We start from the raw sequence: 20,047 nt of genomic DNA on the forward strand, positions 1-20,047 counted from the left end.
AGGATCAAACTCTCCAGTTAAACTATTCAAAGCATCAAAAGTCGCCTCGCGGCTCCCCTCAACGCCTCTTTGACGTTTTACCCGACTTGTTTCTTGAGTCACTATTTAGTTTTCAAAGATCAAGAGTAGAATGGCTTCAACCTTTCATTCAGACCAGATTGAAGATCCGTTCTTTATATGTTACATGCTTTCTAATGTCAATGTTTTTTTGAAAGCTTTTTTCTTCACTGCGTTAAAGGCGCTTACCCCATCGAAGAAAAAGTATTTTTAGCATTCTCTTTATTCTATGTCAAGCACAAAAATCATTTCTTTTAAGCCTCACGATTGCCGGTTGCGATCAACTTGTGAAACCGTTTTTTCCCCGCCCGTAACAGCATTTCCCCATTTTCCAGATTGTTAGTCGTCATCACCTGGTCAAATGTATCGATTCGGATATTATTTAAATAGGCCCCGCCCTGAGAAATCAGGCGCCGGGCAGCACCGCTTGAATCGACCAGTCCCGACATTAAAAAGAGCTTAAATGCAGGAATTCCCATCTGAAGCTCCGCCAAGGAAACTTCGGATTGGGGAATGGCCACACCATCACGCTCCTCTTTAATACGCGGGATCGTGCTTCCCGGCAATATATAGTCTGCCACCGGTTGCCCGCCGAAAACTCTGGAAGCTGCATCATAGGCATTAACCGCCGCATCCCGGCCATGGGCCAATGCAGTCGCTTCAAAGGCCAAAACCCTTTTGGCATGGTTCATATCCGCTCCTTCCAACTTTTCGATTGAGCGAATTTCGTCCATCCCTAAGAATGTAAACAAGGCTAAAAAACGTGGGACATCCGGGTCATCCGTGTTCACCCAGAATTGATAGTAATCATAAGGGCTGGTCCGTTCCGGGTCCAGCCACACGGCACCCTTTGCGGTTTTACCCATCTTTGCCCCGCTGCTGGTCGTAATCAGCGGAAAAGTGATGCCGAATGCTGATTGCTGTCGCGTCTTTCGAATGAGATCAATTCCGGCGACAATATTCCCCCACTGATCAGCGCCCCCCATTTGCAGCCGACAGCCTTGCATATCATAAAGTACCAAAAAATCGTATGCTTGTAATAGCATATAATTAAATTCGATAAAGTTTAACCCGACCTCTGACTCCAACCGAATTCGGTAGCTTTCCATCTTTACCATTCGGTTCACACTGAAGTGACGCCCTATATCTCGCAAAAAATCAATATATTTTAGCTTCGTCAGCCAGTCCGCATTATTCATTAACACGGCGTTATCATCCGAAAAATCGATAAACCGGGAAAGCTGACAGCGTATTCCCTCAGCATTGGCAGCAACAGCTTCGGGCGTCAGTATCTGCCGCATTTCGGTCTTGCCGCTTGGATCCCCCACAAGCCCTGTTCCGCCACCAACCAATGCGATGGGGCGGTGACCGGCTCGCTGCATATGCGCCAGAGACATTATCGGAACGAGGCTTCCGACATGCAAACTAGAGGCAGTAGGGTCAAAGCCAATATAGCAAGAAGCCCCTTTAATTTCTAAAAAATCGTATAATGCCTGTTCATGGGTCATCTGCTCGATAAACCCACGTTCCTTTAAGATATCAACAACATTCATGATACATAGTTTTCCGGGACACCCGCCCCTAACGCTTTACGCACATCGATTATTCTATTTATTGGCAAAAGATACCGCCCGCATTTCCCGAATGACTGTTACTTTGATTTGCCCCGGAAAGGTTAGCGCCTCTTCAATTTTCTTGGCAATATCTTTGCTCATGAGCGTCGCCTCCTCGTCAGATATCTGTTCGCTTTCAACCATAACGCGAATTTCACGCCCCGCCTGAATCGCAAAAGAATTGGCAACACCTTTGAATGATTTTGTTATATTTTCTAAGTCTTCAAGTCTTTTTATATAGTTTTCCAGAAGTTCTTTTCTCGCACCAGGCCGTGCGCCGGAGAGCCCATCAGCAGCTTGAACCAATAGGGCATAAACCGATTCGGGTGGCACATCTTCATGATGCGCCGCAATGGCATGTACAATCTTAGGCGCCTCGCCATATTTCTTCGCTAGTTTGGAACCAATGAGCGCATGAGGGCCTTCGACTTCATGGTCAACCGCCTTTCCGAGATCGTGAAGCAGTCCCATTCGGCGGGCCAGTTTCTGATTCAACCCCAACTCTGCAGCCATAATGCCCGCTAAAAACCCCACCTCCACCGAATGCTGGAGAACATTTTGGGCATAACTTGTCCGAAATTTAAGTTGCCCGACCAGTTTGGTCAGTTCAGGGTGAATTCCGTGGACACCCAAATCAAAAGCCGCTTGCTCTCCGGCCTCTTTAACTGCGACATCCACTTCCTGCCCAACCTTTTTGACGACATCCTCAATTCTGGCCGGATGAATTCGGCCGTCCGAAATCAACCGGAGCAAAGAAAGCCGGGCCACTTCCCGACGAATCGGGTTAAAGCCGCTTAAAATAACGGCCTCAGGCGTATCATCAATAATCAAATCGATCCCGGTCGCCGCCTCCAGTGCCCGAATATTTCGCCCTTCCCTTCCGATAATTCGGCCTTTCATCTCCTCGCTGGGCAACGCAACAACAGATACGGTACGCTCGGCGACATAATCGCCGGCATATCGCTGAATGGCTGTCGCCAGAATCTTTTTCGCTTTTCGGTCCGCCTCTTCCTTGGTTTCATTTTCAATGCGTTTGATAAGACGAGCGCCTTCAAAACGAGCTTCGTTCTCCATGGCGCGAATCAGCAGATCCTTTGCCTGTTCGGAAGTAAGGCCGGATATTCGCTCAAGTTGTTGTTTTTGTTGCTCTATTAGCTCACTATGCCGTTGCAGCTCCGCTTCCAGCTGATCCTCTTTTTTGGATATTTTCTTTTCTCGAAGGGTCTGGTCGCGATCCCGCTGCTCGAGTTGATCACTCTTTCGATCTATCTGCTCCTCTTTTTGAATTAATCGCTGCTCATGCTTTTTCAGCTCATTTCGTGCTTCCTTAACCTCTTTGTCAAAATCACTTTTAAGTTTAAAGGCATTGTCCTTAGCCTCAAGTTCCGCTTCCTTTAGCAGTGTTTCGGCTTGTTTGCGGGCATCCTCAAGAATATTGTGCGCCGTGCCCTCTTCAGCCTTTATCCTTCGGTTCAATAAAAGCTCTTTTAGCCAAAAGGCTATACCAAAGCCGACACCAAGACTGATGACAGCCCATACTATATGTTCACTCATTCCTGTGCTCCTGAAAGCTTAGTATCAAGATTCGTCCGGCTCAAGCCCCCTGCCCGGGCCGGTCGATCAAGTAGAAACTCTATCTAAATCAAATTGTCTATGGAATCAAATGGTTTGTTTGCACTCCCCGGCCACTCTCAATAGGCTTATATATAGTCTATTGAATTTATATTATATAATTATTTGAGCAAAAAAACACCGCTCCCTCAAAAAGGTCCTTTTATGGAATATCTCCCAATAAACCCTTCGAATGTTGCCGCTGAACAACAGATACACCGCTTTGAACACATAGCCGAATCAGGATATATCCTATTAATTTATAGCTACTTATAATAATTTGGCGATTGAGCGAGCTCGCATGCCCCATGGGCCATGCAAAAGGATTGATACAGGGGTTGGAAAGTACGATCTTTCCCTGGCGCGGAATGTAGAATGCCCCCTGATAATCGAATGCCGTGCCGATCACCGCGAATATAAGCATCCGTCCGTAAAAGAGACATTCAAATTACACTAAAGAACCGGGCAGAAGGTGGACGACCCCCGCCATTGTGCCGTTTTCGGTAGGCCTTTGAACCAGTCGTTCAAAGCGGATGCCTTATTGCTTCTTTAGGCTTATCCGTACGAAGCGGATCATGCGCACCAAAGCAAGGAAAGGCCCCTTTACATTTTAGTGTTGGGACAAAGGGCTTCATCCAATCGCGAACACGGCAGGGGTCATATTTTTCTATCATTTATCAGTTGCCAATGGCCATTAGCACCAATCACGCAACAAAAGCTAATCTCTGCCTTTTTTTGTAACGCAAAACAGCCAAACCAAGAAAGATTTTCAATGAAAACCCCGCATTCAAAAAAAGGCTCGTTATTTATTCCGGCATCGATGCACGACCTATCAATATCTGGATCAGGTCGTTGGCGCGATTTGTTATTTTACGGTAAAAACTCGCTTGTTTGCGTTTAAGTTCAAAGTTTTCAGTGGCGATATTCAGTGCAACGAGAATCAACACAGCCGTTTTGTTCACCACTGAAGTTTCGGCCTGCTGTACCGCTTCAACCCGCTTGACCTCTTTAACTAGAAAATCAGCTACTTCTTTGGCCTTGGCAAAATCTTCATCAGTATTAAATGTATAATCCTGCCCAAAAAGTTCTATGGTTAGCAACTGTTTCAAGGATCACATTTTATTCCCTTCTCGTCCGGACTCATGACCCAAACGGAAGCTTAAAGCCCTGAAACGTCCTTTAGCTTTGCAACCAAGTCATCAATTCTAGCCCGCACAAAGGCTTTTTCTTCAGTGTATTTTTTTTCCGTCTCTACCCTTACCTTCAGTTCCTCTTCCAATTGCGAAACGCTGAATGTCAACTGAGCATTAAGCGTCTCAAGGGATTTTACATGATTCAAAAGACGCCCAATCCGATGTTCAATTTCATCGAACTGCTTTATTATCAGATCATTATCCAATCATTCACCTCAACTGTCTCATTCTTTATATAATATTTATAAGAATTTAAAGTCAAGATGTTTCAAGGCGCTTGCAACGCATCAATGCCTCGGCCTTGTCCAAATCCTCGCGACTGTTCACCCCGATTGTTTCTTCAACCCTACTGCCGATCATAACACCGAGCACCCTTCCTTCCGTAGATCCAACTTCAATAATATCCGTCAGATAAAGCTCTCCCTGCGCATTATTCATATTTATTTTTTGTAGCGCCTCACACAAGAACGACCTCTTGACGCAATAAATTCCAGAGTTTATCGTCTTAACCGCCTTTTGATCGTCGGATGCATCCGCCTCCTCAATAATTTTAAGCAGATTCATATTGTTATCAAATATGATACGCCCATATCCAGTTGGCACTTCGACGTTCACGGCTAGAACGGTTAAATCTCTGCCCGCCCTTAAATGTTCCGAAATAAGCAAGCGAACTGTTTCGTATGACAACAGCGGAACATCCCCGCAAAGTATGACAATGTTTTCCGTCTTCTCTGAAAGCAAGGGCAAGGCGCATAAGACAGCATGTCCGGTACCAAGCTGCTTTTCCTGAAAAGCGAAGGCCACGGTTTCCTTATCGGATATCACGGCTTTGACCTTTTCGGCCTGATGGCCCACCACAACAATAATGTTTCCACCGACAGATCGCCTTGCCGTCTCAACCACATAAAGTATCATGGGTCTTCCCATTATTTCGTGGAGGACCTTTGCCTTATCGGACTGCATCCGTTTGCCCAATCCAGCGGCCAGAATAATAACGGAACAACTTTCGTTTTTTAAGGGGTCGGTTTGATCGTTCATGATAGTCCTTTTAAATTCATTTGATGGGTCGTTCAACAAAAAAAGGGCAAACCTGCTTATCGGGTCTGCCCTTTTTTTGTTGAATACGGTCGCTATCGCACAGAAATGCGCCGCAAAATATAAGTCGTTTGAATTATACGGTTAACCTTTTGTGTCTATCAGTCGAATTCGATGAAGTGCTCGCTCAAGCGCCAATTTGGCCCGCAGAAAATCTAAATCTTCTTTATACTCACCGCTTAACCGTTTTTGGGCACGCTCCATCGACGCCTTGGCCCTGGCCAAATCGATATCCCGGCGCCTTTCGGCCGACTCCGCCAGCACGGTCACCTTGTCCGGCAATGCCTCGGCAAAACCGCCACTGACGAACACAGCCCGTTCTTTTCCATTGGCATCCGTATATTTAAGCCCGCCGGTTTTAAGGGTCGTAAGAAAGGGTGTGTGACCGATCAGCACGCCAAATTCACCTAAGGAGCCCGGCGCCATGACGATCTTGACTTCCTCACTTACTACCAGTTTTTCAGGGGTCACTACTTCAAGATGTATGTTTCCAGCCATTTTTTATCCTTCCGAAATTATGCAGCACTTCTTTCCTTGGCATCCTGCAAAACCTCTTCAATGCCGCCTTTCATATAGAAAGCCTGCTCAGGAATGTCATCATACTTTCCTTCACAGATCTCCTTGAATCCGCGTACAGTGTCTTCGATCTTGACAAACTTTCCGGGCTTACCGGTAAACGTCTCTGCGACATGGAAGGGTTGTGAAAGGAAACGCTGAATTTTTCGGGCACGAGACACGGTGATCTTGTCCTCATCGGAAAGCTCTTCAATACCCAAAATCGCAATAATATCTTGAAGCTCTTTGTATTTCTGAAGCATGACCTGCACCGTACGAGACACCTGATAATGTTCTTCACCAATATAGGCGGCATCCAGAATACGGGAAGTAGAGTCAAGCGGATCCACAGCCGGGTAAATACCAAGTTCCGCAATCTGTCTGGAAAGAACCACGGTGCCATCCAAGTGAGCAAAGGTCGTCGCGGGCGCGGGGTCCGTCAAGTCGTCCGCAGGCACGTAAACGCACTGAACTGAGGTAATGGACCCTTTGTCCGTAGAAGTAATACGCTCTTGTAGGCCACCAAGATCCACCGCCAGTGTCGGCTGGTACCCGACCGCTGAGGGCATGCGTCCGAGAAGAGCCGATACCTCGGCACCGGCCTGGGTAAACCGGAAAATATTATCAATAAAAAGCAAAACGTCCTGACCTTCAACATCACGAAAATATTCCGCTTCGGTCAAGGCGGAGAGCGCAACGCGGGCGCGGGCGCCCGGCGGCTCAGTCATCTGCCCGTAAACCAAGGAAGCTTTCGGCAACACGCCGGAGTCTTTCATTTCATGGTATAAGTCATTTCCTTCACGCGTCCGTTCTCCAACGCCCCCGAAAACGGAAATACCGCCGTGCTGCATGGCAATATTATTAACCATTTCCATCATGATAACGGTTTTACCGACACCGGCGCCACCGAACATTCCCATTTTACCCCCACGAGGGAACGGCACCAATAAATCGATCACTTTTACGCCGGTTTCAAGCACGCGGACCGATGTATCCTGTTCCGTAAATGCAGGGGCCGGGCGATGAATCGGCATCATTTTTTCTTTGCTGACCGGTCCGAGACCATCCACGGGCCGTCCGACGACATTTAATACGCGACCCAGACTTGCCGCACCCACCGGCATCATGATCGGGTTACCCGTGTCAGTGACGGGCATTCCTCTAACAAGACCGTCTGTTACATCCATAGCAATGGTGCGCACTACGTTGTCCCCAAGGTGTTGAGCCACCTCCACCACGAGGTTACCCGGCTCATCATTGATGGTCGGATTAGTAATCAGCAGGGCCGATAGTATGTTCGGCAGTTGGCCTTGCTCAAATTCAACGTCAACGACAGGCCCCATAACCTGTGTGATTTTTCCTATTTTTTCTCCCATTTAACAACCTCCTATCAACCCTGGTATCGGTGTTGAATTGATTTTAGCCCTTGAGTGCTTCAGCGCCACCGACGATATCCATCAGGTCCGCTGTAATGGCTGCCTGCCGAGCCTTGTTATACGCAAGGGTGAGACTTCCGATCATATCCTTACATGCCTTGGTGGCATTATCCATTGCCATCATCCGCGCCGCATGCTCACTGGTTGATGTCTCCAGCATCGCACTGAATAGTTGAACATAAATGTTCCGCGGCAATAAATCCCCGAGCAACTCTTCGGCAGAAGGTTCGCAGATATGCTCCGCTATGAACCCCTCCTGCTCTTTCGGCGCGTCGTCTTCCTTTTCAATGGGGGGGATCGGCAACACCTTTTTCAGCACCGGCAGCTGCTTTGCAACCGAGAGAAACTCCGAATAAATAACATACACCTCATCGTACTCTCCGCTGAGAAATCCATCCACCAGTTTCCGGCCGGCCGTGGAGGCCACATTGAAGCCGATCTTTCCACCGATCACACCCAGATGTTGATCGACCATCGTCAGCTTATTTTTCCGACACCAATCCCGTCCTTTTTTACCAAAACAGGTAAAGGATACTTCTGCGCCCTCCACCTGTTTATCCTTTAAAAATCTACCGGCTTTATTTGTTAAATTGATATTGAAACCGCCACACAGCCCTCGATCGGAGGTACAAAGAACCAAATGAACCTTTTTGATCTCTTCACGTGGAATCAGCAGCGGACTAGCTCCCTCACCGGCCTTTTCAGCCAGACTCCCCAACACCTCGGCAAATTTGGAGGCATACGGCCTGAATGCTTCCGTGCTTCGCTGAGCACCCCGCAAGCGGGAGGTCGCCACCATATTCATGGCCCGGGTGATTTGCTGGGTCTTTTTAACACCAGCTATTTTGGTCTTGACATCTTTTAACGTTGCCATACAACTAAGCCCCTATCGCTTTAGTTAATGTATCCGCCGCTTCTACTTGATTGTGTCTTTAAATTCTTCATCATAAGCGGTCAAGGCTTCATTCAGCGCCTTTTCAAGTGCCTCTGTAATCACTTTTTCCTCGCCAAGCCCTTTGAATACTTGCGGGTAGCGGTCTTCGATAAACTTATAAAGCCCGGCTTCATATTTTCCAAGCACATTGACCGGATATTTATCCAGGTATCCGCGGGTACCGGCAAACAAAATCGTGACCTGTTTTTCAAGTGACAGCGGCGTATACTGCGGCTGCTTTAAAATTTCAACCAAGCGTTGCCCCCGAATCAGCTGCTTTTGCGTCGCAGCGTCAAGATCGCTACCAAAAGCGGCAAAGGCCTCCAGTTCACGAAACTGTGCCATCTCGAGACGCAGGGTTCCAGCCACTTGTTTCATGGCTTTTACCTGGGCGGACCCACCGACGCGGGAAACCGAAAGCCCAACGTTGATCGCCGGTCTCACACCAGCAAAGAAAAGGCTCGGTTCCAGATAAATCTGCCCGTCTGTAATGGAAATAACGTTCGTTGGAATATAAGCGGAAACGTCACCGGCCTGCGTTTCAATAATCGGCAACGCTGTCAATGAACCGGCACCGAGTTCATCACTCAGTTTGGCGGCTCGTTCCAGCAATCGGCTATGATTATAGAAAATGTCTCCGGGATAGGCCTCACGTCCCGGCGGTCGGCGCAACAGCAAGGATACCTGGCGATAGGCGGCCGCCTGTTTTGAAAGATCGTCATAAACGATCAGCGCGTGCTTTCCATTGTCCCGGAAATATTCACCCATGGCACATCCGGCGTAAGGTGCAATATATTGCAGCGTGGCCGGGTCACTCGCGCAAGCGGCGACTACCGTGGTGTATTCCATGGCGCCGTATTTTTCCAGTACCGCCACCACCTGTGCAACCGTCGATTTTTTCTGTCCGCAGGCAACATAGATGCAGTAAACATCCGTATCCTTCTGCGCAAGAATAGCATCAACCGCACAAGCCGTCTTACCGATCTGCCGGTCGCCGATGATCAGCTCACGCTGTCCGCGTCCAACCGGTGTCATGGCATCAACCGCCTTCTGGCCCGTATAGCAGGGTTCATGTACGCTTTTTCTGGCAATAACACCCGGCGCCACCATTTCAACCCGCCGGGTCTCCTTGGCATCGATGGGACCTTTGCCATCAATCGGCTCCCCCACCGCGGTGACAACACGCCCCAAGACGGCTTCACCAACCGGCACCTGGGCAATCCTGCCCGTGCGCTTGACAATGTCGCCCTCTTTGATTTGACTGTCATCACCCATGATGGCGACACCCACGTTGTCTTCCTCAAGGTTCAGCACGAGTCCCAGAATACCGCCCGGAAATTCCACCAGCTCCATCGCCATGGCTTTTTCCAAACCGTATACGCGGGAGATGCCATCACCAACAGACAGGACGACGCCGGTTTCACTGATCTCCACCTTCTTGTCATAATCCGTAATTTGATCTTTGATAATTTGACTTATTTCTTCAGCTCGTAGTTCCATCAGACACTCTCACCCCTTTTTAAAGATTCTCTCATATTGAGTAGTTGCGTTTTAATGCTTCCGTCCAAAACAAGATCCCCGATGCGGGTTACCACCCCCCCGATCAGCCCCGAGTCTTGTTCCACCTCCAAGAGTACGTCTTTTCCGGTCTTCTTGGACAGGGCCCCGCGAATCTTTTCCACGGTTTCGGATGAGAGCTTTGTTGCTGAAACCAAACTCGCCCGGACCACGCCTTTGAGCTCATCCGCCATCCGCTGATAGTAATCGTTGATGCTGCTTAACACCCCGATCCGCCCCTTTTCAAACAAGAGTAGTAGGAAGGAGCGCATCACCTTGGAAATATCCAGTCGGTCAATAACGGCCTGAAGCACCTTTTTTCGAGCAGCCGCATCGTACAGGGGATTGCTGATAGCCTGTTCGAGAGCTTTATTACCCGATACAAGGTTGGAGACTCCTGCCAACTCCTCTCGGTACTCTTCCGCTCCGCCGTCAGCTTTGCCGATCAGCAAAAGGGCTTTGGCATAACGCCTTGATATCGTTAAATTCTTCACTACGCCACCACCTTGTCTAAGTATTCTGTAACCAGTCTGTCCTGATCGTTATCCGAAATGCTCTCTTTGATAACAGCCTCTGCCTTCGCCAGCGCCTTTGCGATAATTTCAGCCTGAAGGGCCGATTTGGCCTGCTTAAAATGGTGTTCGATATTCCGTTGCGCCTGGGCTTCCAATTTTTCGGCGGCTGCTTTGGCTTCCTCAATGAGCCGGGCCTTTGTTTCTTCTCCCTGCTTGATATAGGCGGCTACAATTGTTTCCGCCTCCCGATCCATCTGGGAAAGTTTTTCGTTATAGTTCGCCAGCTGCTTTTCAGCCTCTTTTTTCTTTGCTTCAAGCTCCTCCAACTGCTCCCTAATGCCGTCGATTCGGCCTTTGAGCGCTTGGGAAATCGGCTTTCTCAGCAAAAAGACAAGCGCACCGGCAAGCACGACAAAATTGATCACCCGATAGGTGTCGGTTTTAACCCAGCCCTTCGGACCGGCTTCCCCCTCGCTAGATCCGAATGCCAGCCCGGCGCTAAAAATCAGACATAACGTCAGGCCGGCGAATACAACTGCCCTTGCTTTGCGAAATCGGTCCTGACCATGACCACCCGGTTTCTTCATTATGCTGTCCTCCCTAAAATCTTCCGACCAATAATGTCCGCAAATGTGTCTATTTCCTTTGACAAGGATGCTTTAACCGCATCAATGTCCTTTTCGATTTTTTTCTGGGCTAGTATCAAATCGTCCTGCGCCCTTCGATTGATTTCGTCCATCATGGCTTTTTCGGATTCAGCAGCCTCCTGCAGCAACGACTCCTTGGCCTGAAGCCCCTTGGCGCGGGCTGATTTGATCCCTTGTGCAAAGGCATCATCTTTTTCCTTGGAATCCCTTTCACAAGCATCAATCTTTTGCTCTATTCCCTGAATTTTTTCTCTGCGCTGAATAAGAATGTTACGAATGGGACGATACAAAATAATATTCAGTACCCATATTAACAAAAGAAAATTAACGATTTGAATAATTACAGAGCTATCAACACTGATCATGGTCCCCTCCGACTGCGAATCGAAATGCGTTCCGAATAAAACTTAACCTTCGATTATTTTTAGACTTGTATACTAAATGGAAAAAAAAAGCATTTACAACCGGCTGCCGCGACCTATAACACCCGAATAAAGAGATTGTCAAAGGTTTTTTAGTATGATAAACATGTTCTCTTATCGTGTTAACAAGGTAGGTTCACCGTGTTAAAATTATTTTTCCCTACCCCGCCGATTTCTGAAAATTGAAATGTTATCGGAATTCAATTCATTTCGCGAGCGCTCTTTAAACGCCGCCCCTGCAGCCATGGTGTTTACTCTATCATAAACCGCCGCATGCTGACGTTCATTAACAACCCGATACAGACCAACACCGTCACCACCGATGATCCCCCATAGCTGATGAGCGGCAGCGGCACACCCACTACCGGCATCAGCCCCATGACCATGCCGATATTGATCACGATCTGCCAAAACAGCATGGCAGTGACCCCCACCGCGAGAATCGATCCGAATGGATCCCGGCTACGATAGGCCACGCGAAGTCCCCAGACAATCAACATGAAAAAGGCGAATAATACAAAAACGGCCCCTAAAAACCCCCATTCTTCCGCCAGCACGGAAAAAATAAAATCCGTATGCTGCTCCGGTAAAAACGAAAGCGCATTTTGAGTCCCTTTCAGGTATCCTTTACCGGTAAACATGCCGGAACCGATCGCTATTTTCGACTGAATGATATGATATCCCGCGCCGAGTGGATCACGGTCGGGATTTAAAAATGTCAATATCCGTTGCTTCTGATATTCTTTAAGAAAAGACCAGACCAGCGGGAAAGCGACCATGCAAAATAAAATGATCGTGACCAGTGAACTGCGTTTAATCTTCACGAATATGGTCATCGATCCTGCAATCAGCAGCAGCAGCAAGCCGGTCCCAAGATCCGGCTGCCTGACGATTAACATAAAGGGAACCGCAATCAGCAGTGCCGGCTTGACAAGATCTCGAAGCGAGTACCCATTGGGATTGGCATATCTGGCGTAATAACGGGCCAGCACAATAATAATGCTGATTTTGGCGGCCTCCGAAGGTTGAATGAAAAGCGGCCCCAATTTGATCCATCGCTGAGCGCCGCCGCCGATCGTCCCCATCAGCAACACGGCGGCCAACAGCAAGAGAGAACCCGCATAAATAGGAAAAGCGAACCGTTCAAGTAACTTATAGTTAAACAGAAAGGTGATTACCATTACCGCGAACCCAGCGCCGAACCAGATGATCTGCCGAACAAAAAGGATCTCCTGCGCAGTCTGGTCACCAGCCGTAACCGCGCTGTAAAGCGCGACAAGACCGATCCCCTCTAAAAACAGGGTCAAGCCGAGCAATCCCCAATCAAAATGCTGAACCAAACGACGATCAAACATAAACCATTCATTCAATTATAGCGGGTTGAGCGTTTCGCTGTTCGTTTTCCGGAACAGGCAAATCGGGTGCCTCGTCCACCGCCCCTATTTCCGGTGGCAACAGATACGCTTTGATAAGATCCCGGGCAAGCGGAGCGGCTGCGCTCGAACCGTGCTCTCCATGCTCTACCATCACCGCAACGGCAATGCGAGGCTCCTGCGCCGGTGCATAGGCGACAAACCAGGCATGATCCCGCAACTCGACCGGAAGGTTTTTGCCAAACGCCTTATCGTCTGATTTTCTGCTGTAAACCTGAGCCGTACCGGTCTTGCCGCTTATTTCCATCCCCTCGACTTGCGCAATACGGGCCGTACCGGATCGGCCCCAAACCACCTCGTGAAGTCCATGGCGGACTTTGGCCAGGGTTTCCGGCGTCACGGGCAGTCTGCCCGTCACCCGGTATTGCGGGGAATAGACCGTCTCACCTTCAGCGGTTTGCACGGATTTGACAATTTGCGGCATATACCGGATGCCGCCATTTGCCACAGCGCTGGTCAGGACCACCAGCTGAAGCGGCGTCACCAGATTATACCCTTGACCGATCGCTATGGAAAGGGTCTCTCCGGCATGCCATTTCTCACCGAATCGCTTCCATTTCCACGTAGCCGTCGGAATAAGGCCCGCTGATTCGTTCTCGGTCTCAATCCCAGTCTGAGTGCCCAAACCGCACCCGCGCGCATACCACGCCAATCGATCCACACCCAATTGTTGCCCAACCTGGTAAAAAAACACATCGCAGGACATGGCAATGGCATCCGTGAGGTTCATCGTACCATGACCGCTCTTTCTCCAGCACCGGTACACCCGATTCCCGAATCGATATCCTCCCGGGCAGAAAAAAGTCGAATTCGAACTGATCACCCCTTCCTCAAGCCCCGCCAAGGCGACAACGATTTTGTAAACGGAAGCCGGCGGATATTCGGCGTGAACCACCTTGTTTTCCAGCGGCCGCAAAGGGTTGGTCACCAAAGCCTGCCACTGGTCGTGCCCCAATCCTTCTACAAAAATATTGGGATCAAAGGGCGGGCTGCTCACGGACACCAATATTTCCCCATTCTTCGGATCCATCGCAACAATCGCGCCCGCTTTGCCCTCTAAAAGTTCTTCCCCTTTTTTCTGTAATTCGCTATCGAGAGTCAGATAAACGTTGTTCCCCGGCTTGGCCGGCACTGTTTTCAATACCCTGACCATCTGCCCCCTGGCATTCACCTCTACCTGACGTCCCCCGGACTCTCCGTTCAGGTATGATTCGTAAATTTTTTCAACGCCGCACTTGCCGATGAAATCACCGGCAACATATCCTTCTTTTTTTTTCGATTCCAATTCTTTCGAATTGATTTCACTAAGATACCCGATAAAGTGGGCTGCACGGGACCCTTCAACATAATGACGAATCGGCCTCACATCGACATCGACACCCGGCAATTCATAGCGATGCACTTCTATGGCCGCCAAAGCGTCCCTGCCGATATCGTTGATCAATACGACCGGTTTATAAAATGACATCCCTTTTTGGCGCCCAATCGTATTGGAAAATGCCTCAACGGAAACACCGGTGTATTTCGATAACTGCGCCAAAGTTCGGTCCAACGGCTTAGCGTCTTTCAGCGTAATACTCAGGGCGAAAGCCGGGCGATCCTCAACCAACAACCGGCCGTCCCGATCAAAAATCTGGCCACGAACAGGATTGACTCGCTGCAAGCGAATGCTGTTGGTCTCGGATAAGCGCCTGTATTCATCCCCTTTAATCCCCTGAAGATACAGGAGCCGAACGCCCAGAAGCGCAAACACCGCCACTGCGGAAAACATAAAGGCGTAAACCCGTTGTTTATACCAATCAGGATCAGCTGTTTTGATAAAATTATCCAACCGACGTCGCCCTCACTGCCTTGGGCCGGTAAAACCGGATAAACCTTTCAACCCCTGAATGCAACACGTTTGAAAGTCACCCCGCCTATTCCTCGTTGATATTACTGACCCACGCGGCCCACCCATGATGAACGGCATTTAGCAGCATCATGAACAGGGGGGCGCTGATGATGGCCCACCCGACCTGGCCCAACACCGTCCCTCCGGCAACCATGGAATAATTCGCCTCACCAGCGAACAGAATATGCGCCATGGCAAACAAAGCATTTTCCAGCAATACGGCCAGCGTCACGAAAAACGGAACCAGGTAGTAATTGCCCACATGAAAAAATCGCACCCCCCATCGAATACCCACCCATATCCACAAATAGATAATGGCCAATAACCCTATGGGCGCCCCGGATAGCCGATCCATCAACAGCCCCACGACTACCACCAAAACCAGGCCTTCCCGAACAGGCCTGAAAACCCCCTGATAGATAACAAACGGCAACAGCAAATCAAAACAATTGTCTATCAACGGAAGTTTCGGCACCAAGGCGGTCTGAAAAATCACCAAGGCAAATCCGATCATCATGTTCAGTAAAAAAAGCATCGCCGGTTTATTCGCTGATCTTGGCAGGGGTTAAGATGATCAGAACTTCTTCAATCTTATCGAAATCCACATAGGAGGTAATGACGACATCCTGAAAAATGCCCGCGTTTCGCTTTACGATTTCAGAGACCTGACCCACGCGAAGCCCTTTGGGGAACACCGTATCGACACCCGAAGAAACAACAATATCTCCGACCCGAATATCATCTTTTCGCAATGCATAATCAAAGAGACATTTTCCGCCCGCTCCCCCCCTGATCACGCCTCGCGCACGCGTCCGCTGCACCAGCGCATCCACGGCGCTATTATGGTCACTCAGCAGCAATACTTTGGCATAGCCGCCCGCTGTTTCCACGATCTGCCCGACAATGCCATCGGCAACAACTACCGGCATGGCGGTCGCAACACCATCTTCTTCACCCTTATCGATGATAATGGTCTTGAACCAAGGGGAGGGATCCTTTCCGATTACTTCGGCGGCTACCATCTCAAAGGGAAGCGATACCTTAAAATCCAGCAGGCTGCGCAGACGCTCATTGGCAAGCACCGCCTCCCGAACCCGGTTATGCTTCTCCTTTTCCCGGCTTAATGCTTCGCGAAGCCTGTCGTTTTCCTTCGCGGTCGAAACCAGCTGGAAATAGTGATGCCAGACCCCTTTCATGGATTGAATCGTTGCGGTGACGGCTTTCTGGAAGGGGCCGGCAACGGCCAAAGCAACCCCGCCCGCGTCCGGTCCGGTATCGGCCTGCCGGTTCGGCAAGGAGAAAACCGTGAGGCTGACCACGATAAGCGCAATCAGCCCAACGATCATCAGCGTCTTTTTGGAAAACATGAAATCAGGTAATAACGACTTGCTTTAAAATTTCTATTGAATCCAGCGCCATGCCGGAGCCCAGGGCGACGGTTGTCAAGGGATCATCTGCAATCGTAATCGGCAGTCCGGTTTCCTCTTTCAGAAGTTTGTCGAGATTTTTAAGAAGCGCGCCGCCACCGGTCAATACAATTCCCCTGTCCACGATATCGGAAGAAAGCTCGGGCGGCGTCTGTTCCAGGGCGATCTTTACCGTCTCCACAATGGCTTCAATTTGCTCGGAAATCGCGAGGCGAATTTCCTCTGAATCAATGGCTAGAATTTTAGGAATTCCCGACACCAAATCTCGCCCCTTTACTTCAATCGTTTCGATATTCTGTGGATCCGGATAGGCGTTACCGATGGTCGTCTTAATGATTTCGGCCGTCCGCTCGCCGATCAGCAAATTGTATTTACGTTTGATGTATTGCCCGATAGCCCGGTCCATCTTATCTCCGGCCATTCGAAGAGATCGGCTGTACACAATGCCGGCAAGCGAAATAACCGCCACCTCCGTCGTACCGCCGCCGATATCCACCACCATGTTACAAGTCGCCTCGGTAATCGGCAGACCAGCGCCGATGGCCGCCGCCATGGGCTCCTCGATCAAAAAGACATCCCGAGCGCCGGCGGATTCCGCTGATTCCCGAACCGCACGTTTTTCCACCTGCGTAATGCCGGACGGCACGGCGATAATGATGCGCGGCCGCACCAGCTTTCTCCGGTTATGAACCTTTCGAATAAAATGGCTGAGCATTGCCTCGGTCACGTCAAAATCGGCTATCACCCCGTCTCTCATAGGTCGTATAGCCACAATGTTGCCGGGAGTCCGGCCCAGCATCTTCTTCGCCTCGGCGCCGACCGCAAGCACCCGGTTTTTATCTCGAGAATCCGTCCGGACAGCCACAACGGAAGGCTCACTCAGAACAATGCCTTTGCCCTTCATATATACCAGTGTATTCGCAGTCCCCAAATCGATCGCCAAGTCACTTGAAAAAATCCCTAAAATCGAATCAATAAACAGGCCCATGTTTCCTCGTCTTGCAATATAAATGTTCAATCGGAACTTTCGTCACGCTGATGAGCCGTCCCGCACGGACAAATCCCACACCCACATGATTATTAAGTTTCATCCGATAGCAAACTTAAATCGGGAAGACAAGGAAAAAAATCTTAATAAAATCGAAACTCTAAATTTTTTGAGGGGGAATGAACAGCCGGTTGCAAATTTTATTTCAGGGTATCAAATACATCGGTTATAAAAAGATCCATCACCGCATCGTGAAGCCTTGGGCGAAACGCCCGAATCAGATTGTTGTCACGATTCGGGTGTACCCGATTGGTTAACAGAATCACAATCACTTCCCGTTGCAAATCCATCCAGCAAGAGCTTCCGGTAAATCCGAGGTGGCCGACCGTGTTTTTTGAAAAACGGGTGCCGCTGCTGCTGTTTTCCGAGGAAGGCGTGTCAAAACCAAGAGCGCGCCCGGAATGTGAGTCACGTCTTAAAAATGTTCTGATAAGGGAATGAGAAATTCCGCAAAAATCAGATTCTCCCGCATGGGCCGCTAAGAGCGCTCGCAAAAGCGAATACACATTCCCGGCCGTCCCGAACAGCCCGGCATGGCCCTCAATTCCGCCGACAGCCCAGGCATTATCATCACTTACCGCACCCGATAACAGGGTGTTTCGCCAGGGGCACTGCTCGGTAGCCGCAAAGGAAACATTCGGCGCCGGTTTCGCAAGATCCACAAAAAAAAGCTGTCTTAGCCCAAGCGGATGAAATATTTCCCGGTTCACGACATGATCAAACCGCATTAGGGTCATCTCTTCAATCAGCCAACACAGCACCATAAATCCCAAATCACTATATTCCATCACCGCCCCCACCGGACGAACCAGCGGTTCGGCTACCAGCATACGCCGCAGCGCGCGCTTGCGTTCAGCTAACGGCATATCTTTCAAACTCAGATAATAAGGTCGATGCGGGGGATATCCCGAGGTATGATACAACAAATGCCGTATTTCAACGGCGCGCTTGGGTGTTTCCCGAAACGCAGGCAAGATATCACCAATCTTGGTCTCAAGAAAAACCCCGCCTTGCTGAATGAGCTTCATCACCGCCGGCGTTGTCGCCAGCGGCTTGGTCAAAGAGGCCAGGTCGAACACCGTGTCAAGGGTGACGGCCTGCCGCGTATAGCGATTGGCAAGCCCGAAAGCACGCGCAAACAAAATCCCTTGCCGATTCCCCACCATCAGCACGGCACCCGGAAAAACGCCGGTGTCTATCCCGTCGTTCATTATTTCAACAACAGGTTGCCATCCGTCTGTTATCAAATTGCACCTCAATCCGGCGAAGCCGGAAGCTGATCGCTTGAAGCCAGGAAGCTGGAAGGCGTTACCGTTTAATCCGGCTGCACCGGTTGCTTTTTTCTGTCGGCATCTATCTTGCGGGCACCCATTCTCGACTCATGACGCACAACCGGCCTTAAATATCAGAGCCGGCTCTCCGGCATCAAGCATCGCCGTCATCCCCATCGGAATGGTCATGTTCTGTGCACCGTGACCGATCGGAAAGCCGGCGGCAACGGGGTAGGTCGCGGCGCGCGTAATCGACATAACGATCCGCCACACATCGGCCACGCTCTCGATTCCCTCAAACGCACCAAGCACGATGCCTGCCAGCAAATCCAGGCATCCCGCCAATTTTAAGTGCGTCAGCATGCGATCAATTCGATAGAGTGCCTCGCCGCATTCCTCAATGAATAAAATCCGGCCCTTCCAGACCGGTTCATAGGGCGTTCCCAGCAAATGGCACACCGTCGTCAGGTTGCCACCGATCACCGGCCCCGATGCAACCCCTGGGCGAAGCGACACCCCATCCCGAGGGGCAATGATCAGGGGAAATTCGGACCGTAACGCCGCACCCAGCCCCCGTTGGCTATCCGCATCTGTCGCAGGCAGCGTCAGCACCATGGGGCCGTGAAAGGTCACCCATCCGCATCTTTCAGTTATGGCACACAACAACGCGGTGATATCGCTGAACCCGATGAGGACTTTGGGATGCTTTCTGATGGCCTCATAGTCAAGCAACGGTAACACCCGCGGCGAGCCGAATCCGCCCCTTGCACACATAACGGCCTTGACCGTTTCATCCAGGAAAAGCCGCATCAGAAGCTGGGCCCGGTGCTCATCATTGCCGGCAAAATACCCCTCGCCAGCAAAAAGCGCTTCCGGAACATAGAGGGTGAATCCCATCTGCGAAAGTTGCGAGGCCCCTTTCGCAAACGCCTCACGATCAAAGGAGCTCGCAGGTGCCGCAATGCCGATCGTATCGCCCGGTTTCAAAGGCGGCGGTAAGAGGTACATGGGGTATCGCTTTCATCAGGAATTGCTGTCTACAAGAATTCGGGGACTCTTCCCCAAGCTTCGATTCTATTCTTTTCGGATTTGGAATATCAGCTTGACACTGCGAAGGCAAGATGTTAACCAGTCAGTCCTGTGTCGGGGCGTAGCGCAGTCTGGTAGCGCACTTGAATGGGGTTCAAGGGGTCGGAGGTTCAAATCCTCTCGCCCCGACCAATATAATCAAGGGTTTACGGTCAATCCGTAAGCCTTTTTTATTGCCTTTTTGACTTGGAGTAAAAATGGGGGCAAAGATATAACCCCGCTCGGCAATGAAAACAGCTTTCTCCCAAGTGGC

General features: G+C 49.9%; 19 protein-coding genes, 1 tRNA gene and 1 other RNA gene. 1 reads left to right on the top strand and 20 read right to left on the bottom strand.

Translation table 11 applies throughout. The annotated features are described in order from the left end of the window. Positions 1–311: 311 nt before the first annotated feature. The 20 genes from tyrS to RBT11_00100 all read right to left on the bottom strand — a co-directional run bounded on the left by tyrS (position 312) and on the right by RBT11_00100 (position 19,713). On the bottom strand, positions 312–1,610 hold the full coding sequence (gene tyrS / locus RBT11_00005; GenBank protein ID MDX9785136.1) for a tyrosine--tRNA ligase: 1,299 nt from the start codon (positions 1,608–1,610) through the stop codon (positions 312–314). Positions 1,611–1,664: 54 nt separating this feature from the next. After that, positions 1,665–3,224: a ribonuclease Y gene (rny, locus tag RBT11_00010; protein MDX9785137.1), complete on the bottom strand. Its 1,560-nt coding sequence runs from the start codon at positions 3,222–3,224 to the stop codon at positions 1,665–1,667. Between the two features lie 533 nt (positions 3,225–3,757). Continuing rightward, positions 3,758–3,941, bottom strand: a non-coding RNA gene (gene ssrS / locus RBT11_00015) — 6S RNA. Between the two features lie 146 nt (positions 3,942–4,087). Then, positions 4,088–4,390 (bottom strand): cell division protein ZapA, encoded by a 303-nt coding sequence (locus RBT11_00020; protein ID MDX9785138.1) that lies wholly within the window; start codon positions 4,388–4,390, stop codon positions 4,088–4,090. A gap of 50 nt (positions 4,391–4,440) precedes the next feature. Continuing rightward, positions 4,441–4,680, bottom strand: a complete 240-nt coding sequence (locus RBT11_00025) for a hypothetical protein (GenBank protein MDX9785139.1) — start codon at positions 4,678–4,680, stop codon at positions 4,441–4,443. 52 nt (positions 4,681–4,732) lie between these two features. Continuing rightward, a complete protein-coding gene (locus RBT11_00030) occupies positions 4,733–5,512 on the bottom strand; it encodes an NTP transferase domain-containing protein (protein MDX9785140.1) in 780 nt (259 codons plus the stop codon). A gap of 141 nt (positions 5,513–5,653) precedes the next feature. Then, complete coding sequence (locus RBT11_00035; protein ID MDX9785141.1) at positions 5,654–6,067, bottom strand: F0F1 ATP synthase subunit epsilon; 414 nt, start codon at positions 6,065–6,067, stop codon at positions 5,654–5,656. Between the two features lie 17 nt (positions 6,068–6,084). Beyond that, positions 6,085–7,500 (bottom strand): F0F1 ATP synthase subunit beta, encoded by a 1,416-nt coding sequence (gene atpD / locus RBT11_00040; GenBank protein MDX9785142.1) that lies wholly within the window; start codon positions 7,498–7,500, stop codon positions 6,085–6,087. 43 nt (positions 7,501–7,543) lie between these two features. After that, positions 7,544–8,434, bottom strand: coding sequence for an ATP synthase F1 subunit gamma (gene atpG, locus RBT11_00045; GenBank protein ID MDX9785143.1), 891 nt, complete (start codon positions 8,432–8,434; stop codon positions 7,544–7,546). Between the two features lie 42 nt (positions 8,435–8,476). Beyond that, positions 8,477–9,994 (bottom strand): F0F1 ATP synthase subunit alpha, encoded by a 1,518-nt coding sequence (gene atpA / locus RBT11_00050; GenBank protein ID MDX9785144.1) that lies wholly within the window; start codon positions 9,992–9,994, stop codon positions 8,477–8,479. Next, complete coding sequence (gene atpH, locus RBT11_00055; protein ID MDX9785145.1) at positions 9,994–10,545, bottom strand: ATP synthase F1 subunit delta; 552 nt, start codon at positions 10,543–10,545, stop codon at positions 9,994–9,996. The genes atpA and atpH overlap by 1 nt, the downstream gene beginning before the upstream one ends. Then, on the bottom strand, positions 10,545–11,153 hold the full coding sequence (locus RBT11_00060; protein MDX9785146.1) for an ATP synthase F0 subunit B: 609 nt from the start codon (positions 11,151–11,153) through the stop codon (positions 10,545–10,547). Before RBT11_00060 ends, atpH begins: the two co-directional genes overlap by 1 nt. Continuing rightward, on the bottom strand, positions 11,153–11,578 hold the full coding sequence (locus RBT11_00065) for an ATP synthase F0 subunit B (protein MDX9785147.1): 426 nt from the start codon (positions 11,576–11,578) through the stop codon (positions 11,153–11,155). Before RBT11_00065 ends, RBT11_00060 begins: the two co-directional genes overlap by 1 nt. A gap of 308 nt (positions 11,579–11,886) precedes the next feature. Next, positions 11,887–12,990: a rod shape-determining protein RodA gene (gene rodA, locus RBT11_00070; GenBank protein MDX9785148.1), complete on the bottom strand. Its 1,104-nt coding sequence runs from the start codon at positions 12,988–12,990 to the stop codon at positions 11,887–11,889. 7 nt (positions 12,991–12,997) lie between these two features. Continuing rightward, a complete protein-coding gene (gene mrdA / locus RBT11_00075) occupies positions 12,998–14,899 on the bottom strand; it encodes a penicillin-binding protein 2 (GenBank protein MDX9785149.1) in 1,902 nt (633 codons plus the stop codon). An 85-nt stretch (positions 14,900–14,984) separates the two neighbouring features. Then, a complete protein-coding gene (locus RBT11_00080; GenBank protein MDX9785150.1) occupies positions 14,985–15,494 on the bottom strand; it encodes a hypothetical protein in 510 nt (169 codons plus the stop codon). Positions 15,495–15,501: 7 nt separating this feature from the next. Continuing rightward, the gene (gene mreC / locus RBT11_00085) at positions 15,502–16,326 is read right to left on the bottom strand and encodes a rod shape-determining protein MreC (GenBank protein MDX9785151.1); all 825 of its coding nucleotides are present in this window, start codon (positions 16,324–16,326) and stop codon (positions 15,502–15,504) included. Between the two features lie 4 nt (positions 16,327–16,330). Further along, positions 16,331–17,374 carry a rod shape-determining protein gene (locus RBT11_00090; protein ID MDX9785152.1) on the bottom strand — a complete coding sequence of 348 codons (1,044 nt, stop codon included), beginning with the start codon at positions 17,372–17,374 and terminating at the stop codon, positions 16,331–16,333. Between the two features lie 200 nt (positions 17,375–17,574). After that, positions 17,575–18,681: a serine hydrolase domain-containing protein gene (locus RBT11_00095; protein ID MDX9785153.1), complete on the bottom strand. Its 1,107-nt coding sequence runs from the start codon at positions 18,679–18,681 to the stop codon at positions 17,575–17,577. Positions 18,682–18,813: 132 nt separating this feature from the next. Continuing rightward, complete coding sequence (locus RBT11_00100; protein ID MDX9785154.1) at positions 18,814–19,713, bottom strand: LD-carboxypeptidase; 900 nt, start codon at positions 19,711–19,713, stop codon at positions 18,814–18,816. A 136-nt stretch (positions 19,714–19,849) separates the two neighbouring features. Here RBT11_00100 and RBT11_00105 point away from each other — a divergent pair. Beyond that, a tRNA-Pro gene (locus tag RBT11_00105) sits at positions 19,850–19,926 on the top strand. Positions 19,927–20,047 lie beyond the last annotated feature (121 nt).

It is taken from the genome of Desulfobacterales bacterium (genome assembly GCA_034003325.1).
Classification (GTDB): domain Bacteria; phylum Desulfobacterota; class Desulfobacteria; order Desulfobacterales; family JAFDDL01; genus JAVEYW01.

What these genes read in the sequence shown, in the direction of transcription:
- tyrS (MDX9785136.1), bottom strand. Translation starts at nt 1,610, where the DNA reads ATGAATGTTGTTGATATCTTAAAGGAACGTGGGTTTATCGAGCAGATG.
- rny (MDX9785137.1), bottom strand. Translation starts at nt 3,224, where the DNA reads ATGAGTGAACATATAGTATGGGCTGTCATCAGTCTTGGTGTCGGCTTT.
- RBT11_00030 (MDX9785140.1), bottom strand. Translation starts at nt 5,512, where the DNA reads ATGAACGATCAAACCGACCCCTTAAAAAACGAAAGTTGTTCCGTTATT.
- RBT11_00035 (MDX9785141.1), bottom strand. Translation starts at nt 6,067, where the DNA reads ATGGCTGGAAACATACATCTTGAAGTAGTGACCCCTGAAAAACTGGTA.
- atpD (MDX9785142.1), bottom strand. Translation starts at nt 7,500, where the DNA reads ATGGGAGAAAAAATAGGAAAAATCACACAGGTTATGGGGCCTGTCGTT.
- atpG (MDX9785143.1), bottom strand. Translation starts at nt 8,434, where the DNA reads ATGGCAACGTTAAAAGATGTCAAGACCAAAATAGCTGGTGTTAAAAAG.
- atpA (MDX9785144.1), bottom strand. Translation starts at nt 9,994, where the DNA reads ATGGAACTACGAGCTGAAGAAATAAGTCAAATTATCAAAGATCAAATT.
- RBT11_00060 (MDX9785146.1), bottom strand. Translation starts at nt 11,153, where the DNA reads ATGAAGAAACCGGGTGGTCATGGTCAGGACCGATTTCGCAAAGCAAGG.
- RBT11_00065 (MDX9785147.1), bottom strand. Translation starts at nt 11,578, where the DNA reads ATGATCAGTGTTGATAGCTCTGTAATTATTCAAATCGTTAATTTTCTT.
- rodA (MDX9785148.1), bottom strand. Translation starts at nt 12,990, where the DNA reads ATGTTTGATCGTCGTTTGGTTCAGCATTTTGATTGGGGATTGCTCGGC.
- RBT11_00080 (MDX9785150.1), bottom strand. Translation starts at nt 15,494, where the DNA reads ATGCTTTTTTTACTGAACATGATGATCGGATTTGCCTTGGTGATTTTT.
- mreC (MDX9785151.1), bottom strand. Translation starts at nt 16,326, where the DNA reads ATGTTTTCCAAAAAGACGCTGATGATCGTTGGGCTGATTGCGCTTATC.
- RBT11_00090 (MDX9785152.1), bottom strand. Translation starts at nt 17,374, where the DNA reads ATGGGCCTGTTTATTGATTCGATTTTAGGGATTTTTTCAAGTGACTTG.
- RBT11_00100 (MDX9785154.1), bottom strand. Translation starts at nt 19,713, where the DNA reads ATGTACCTCTTACCGCCGCCTTTGAAACCGGGCGATACGATCGGCATT.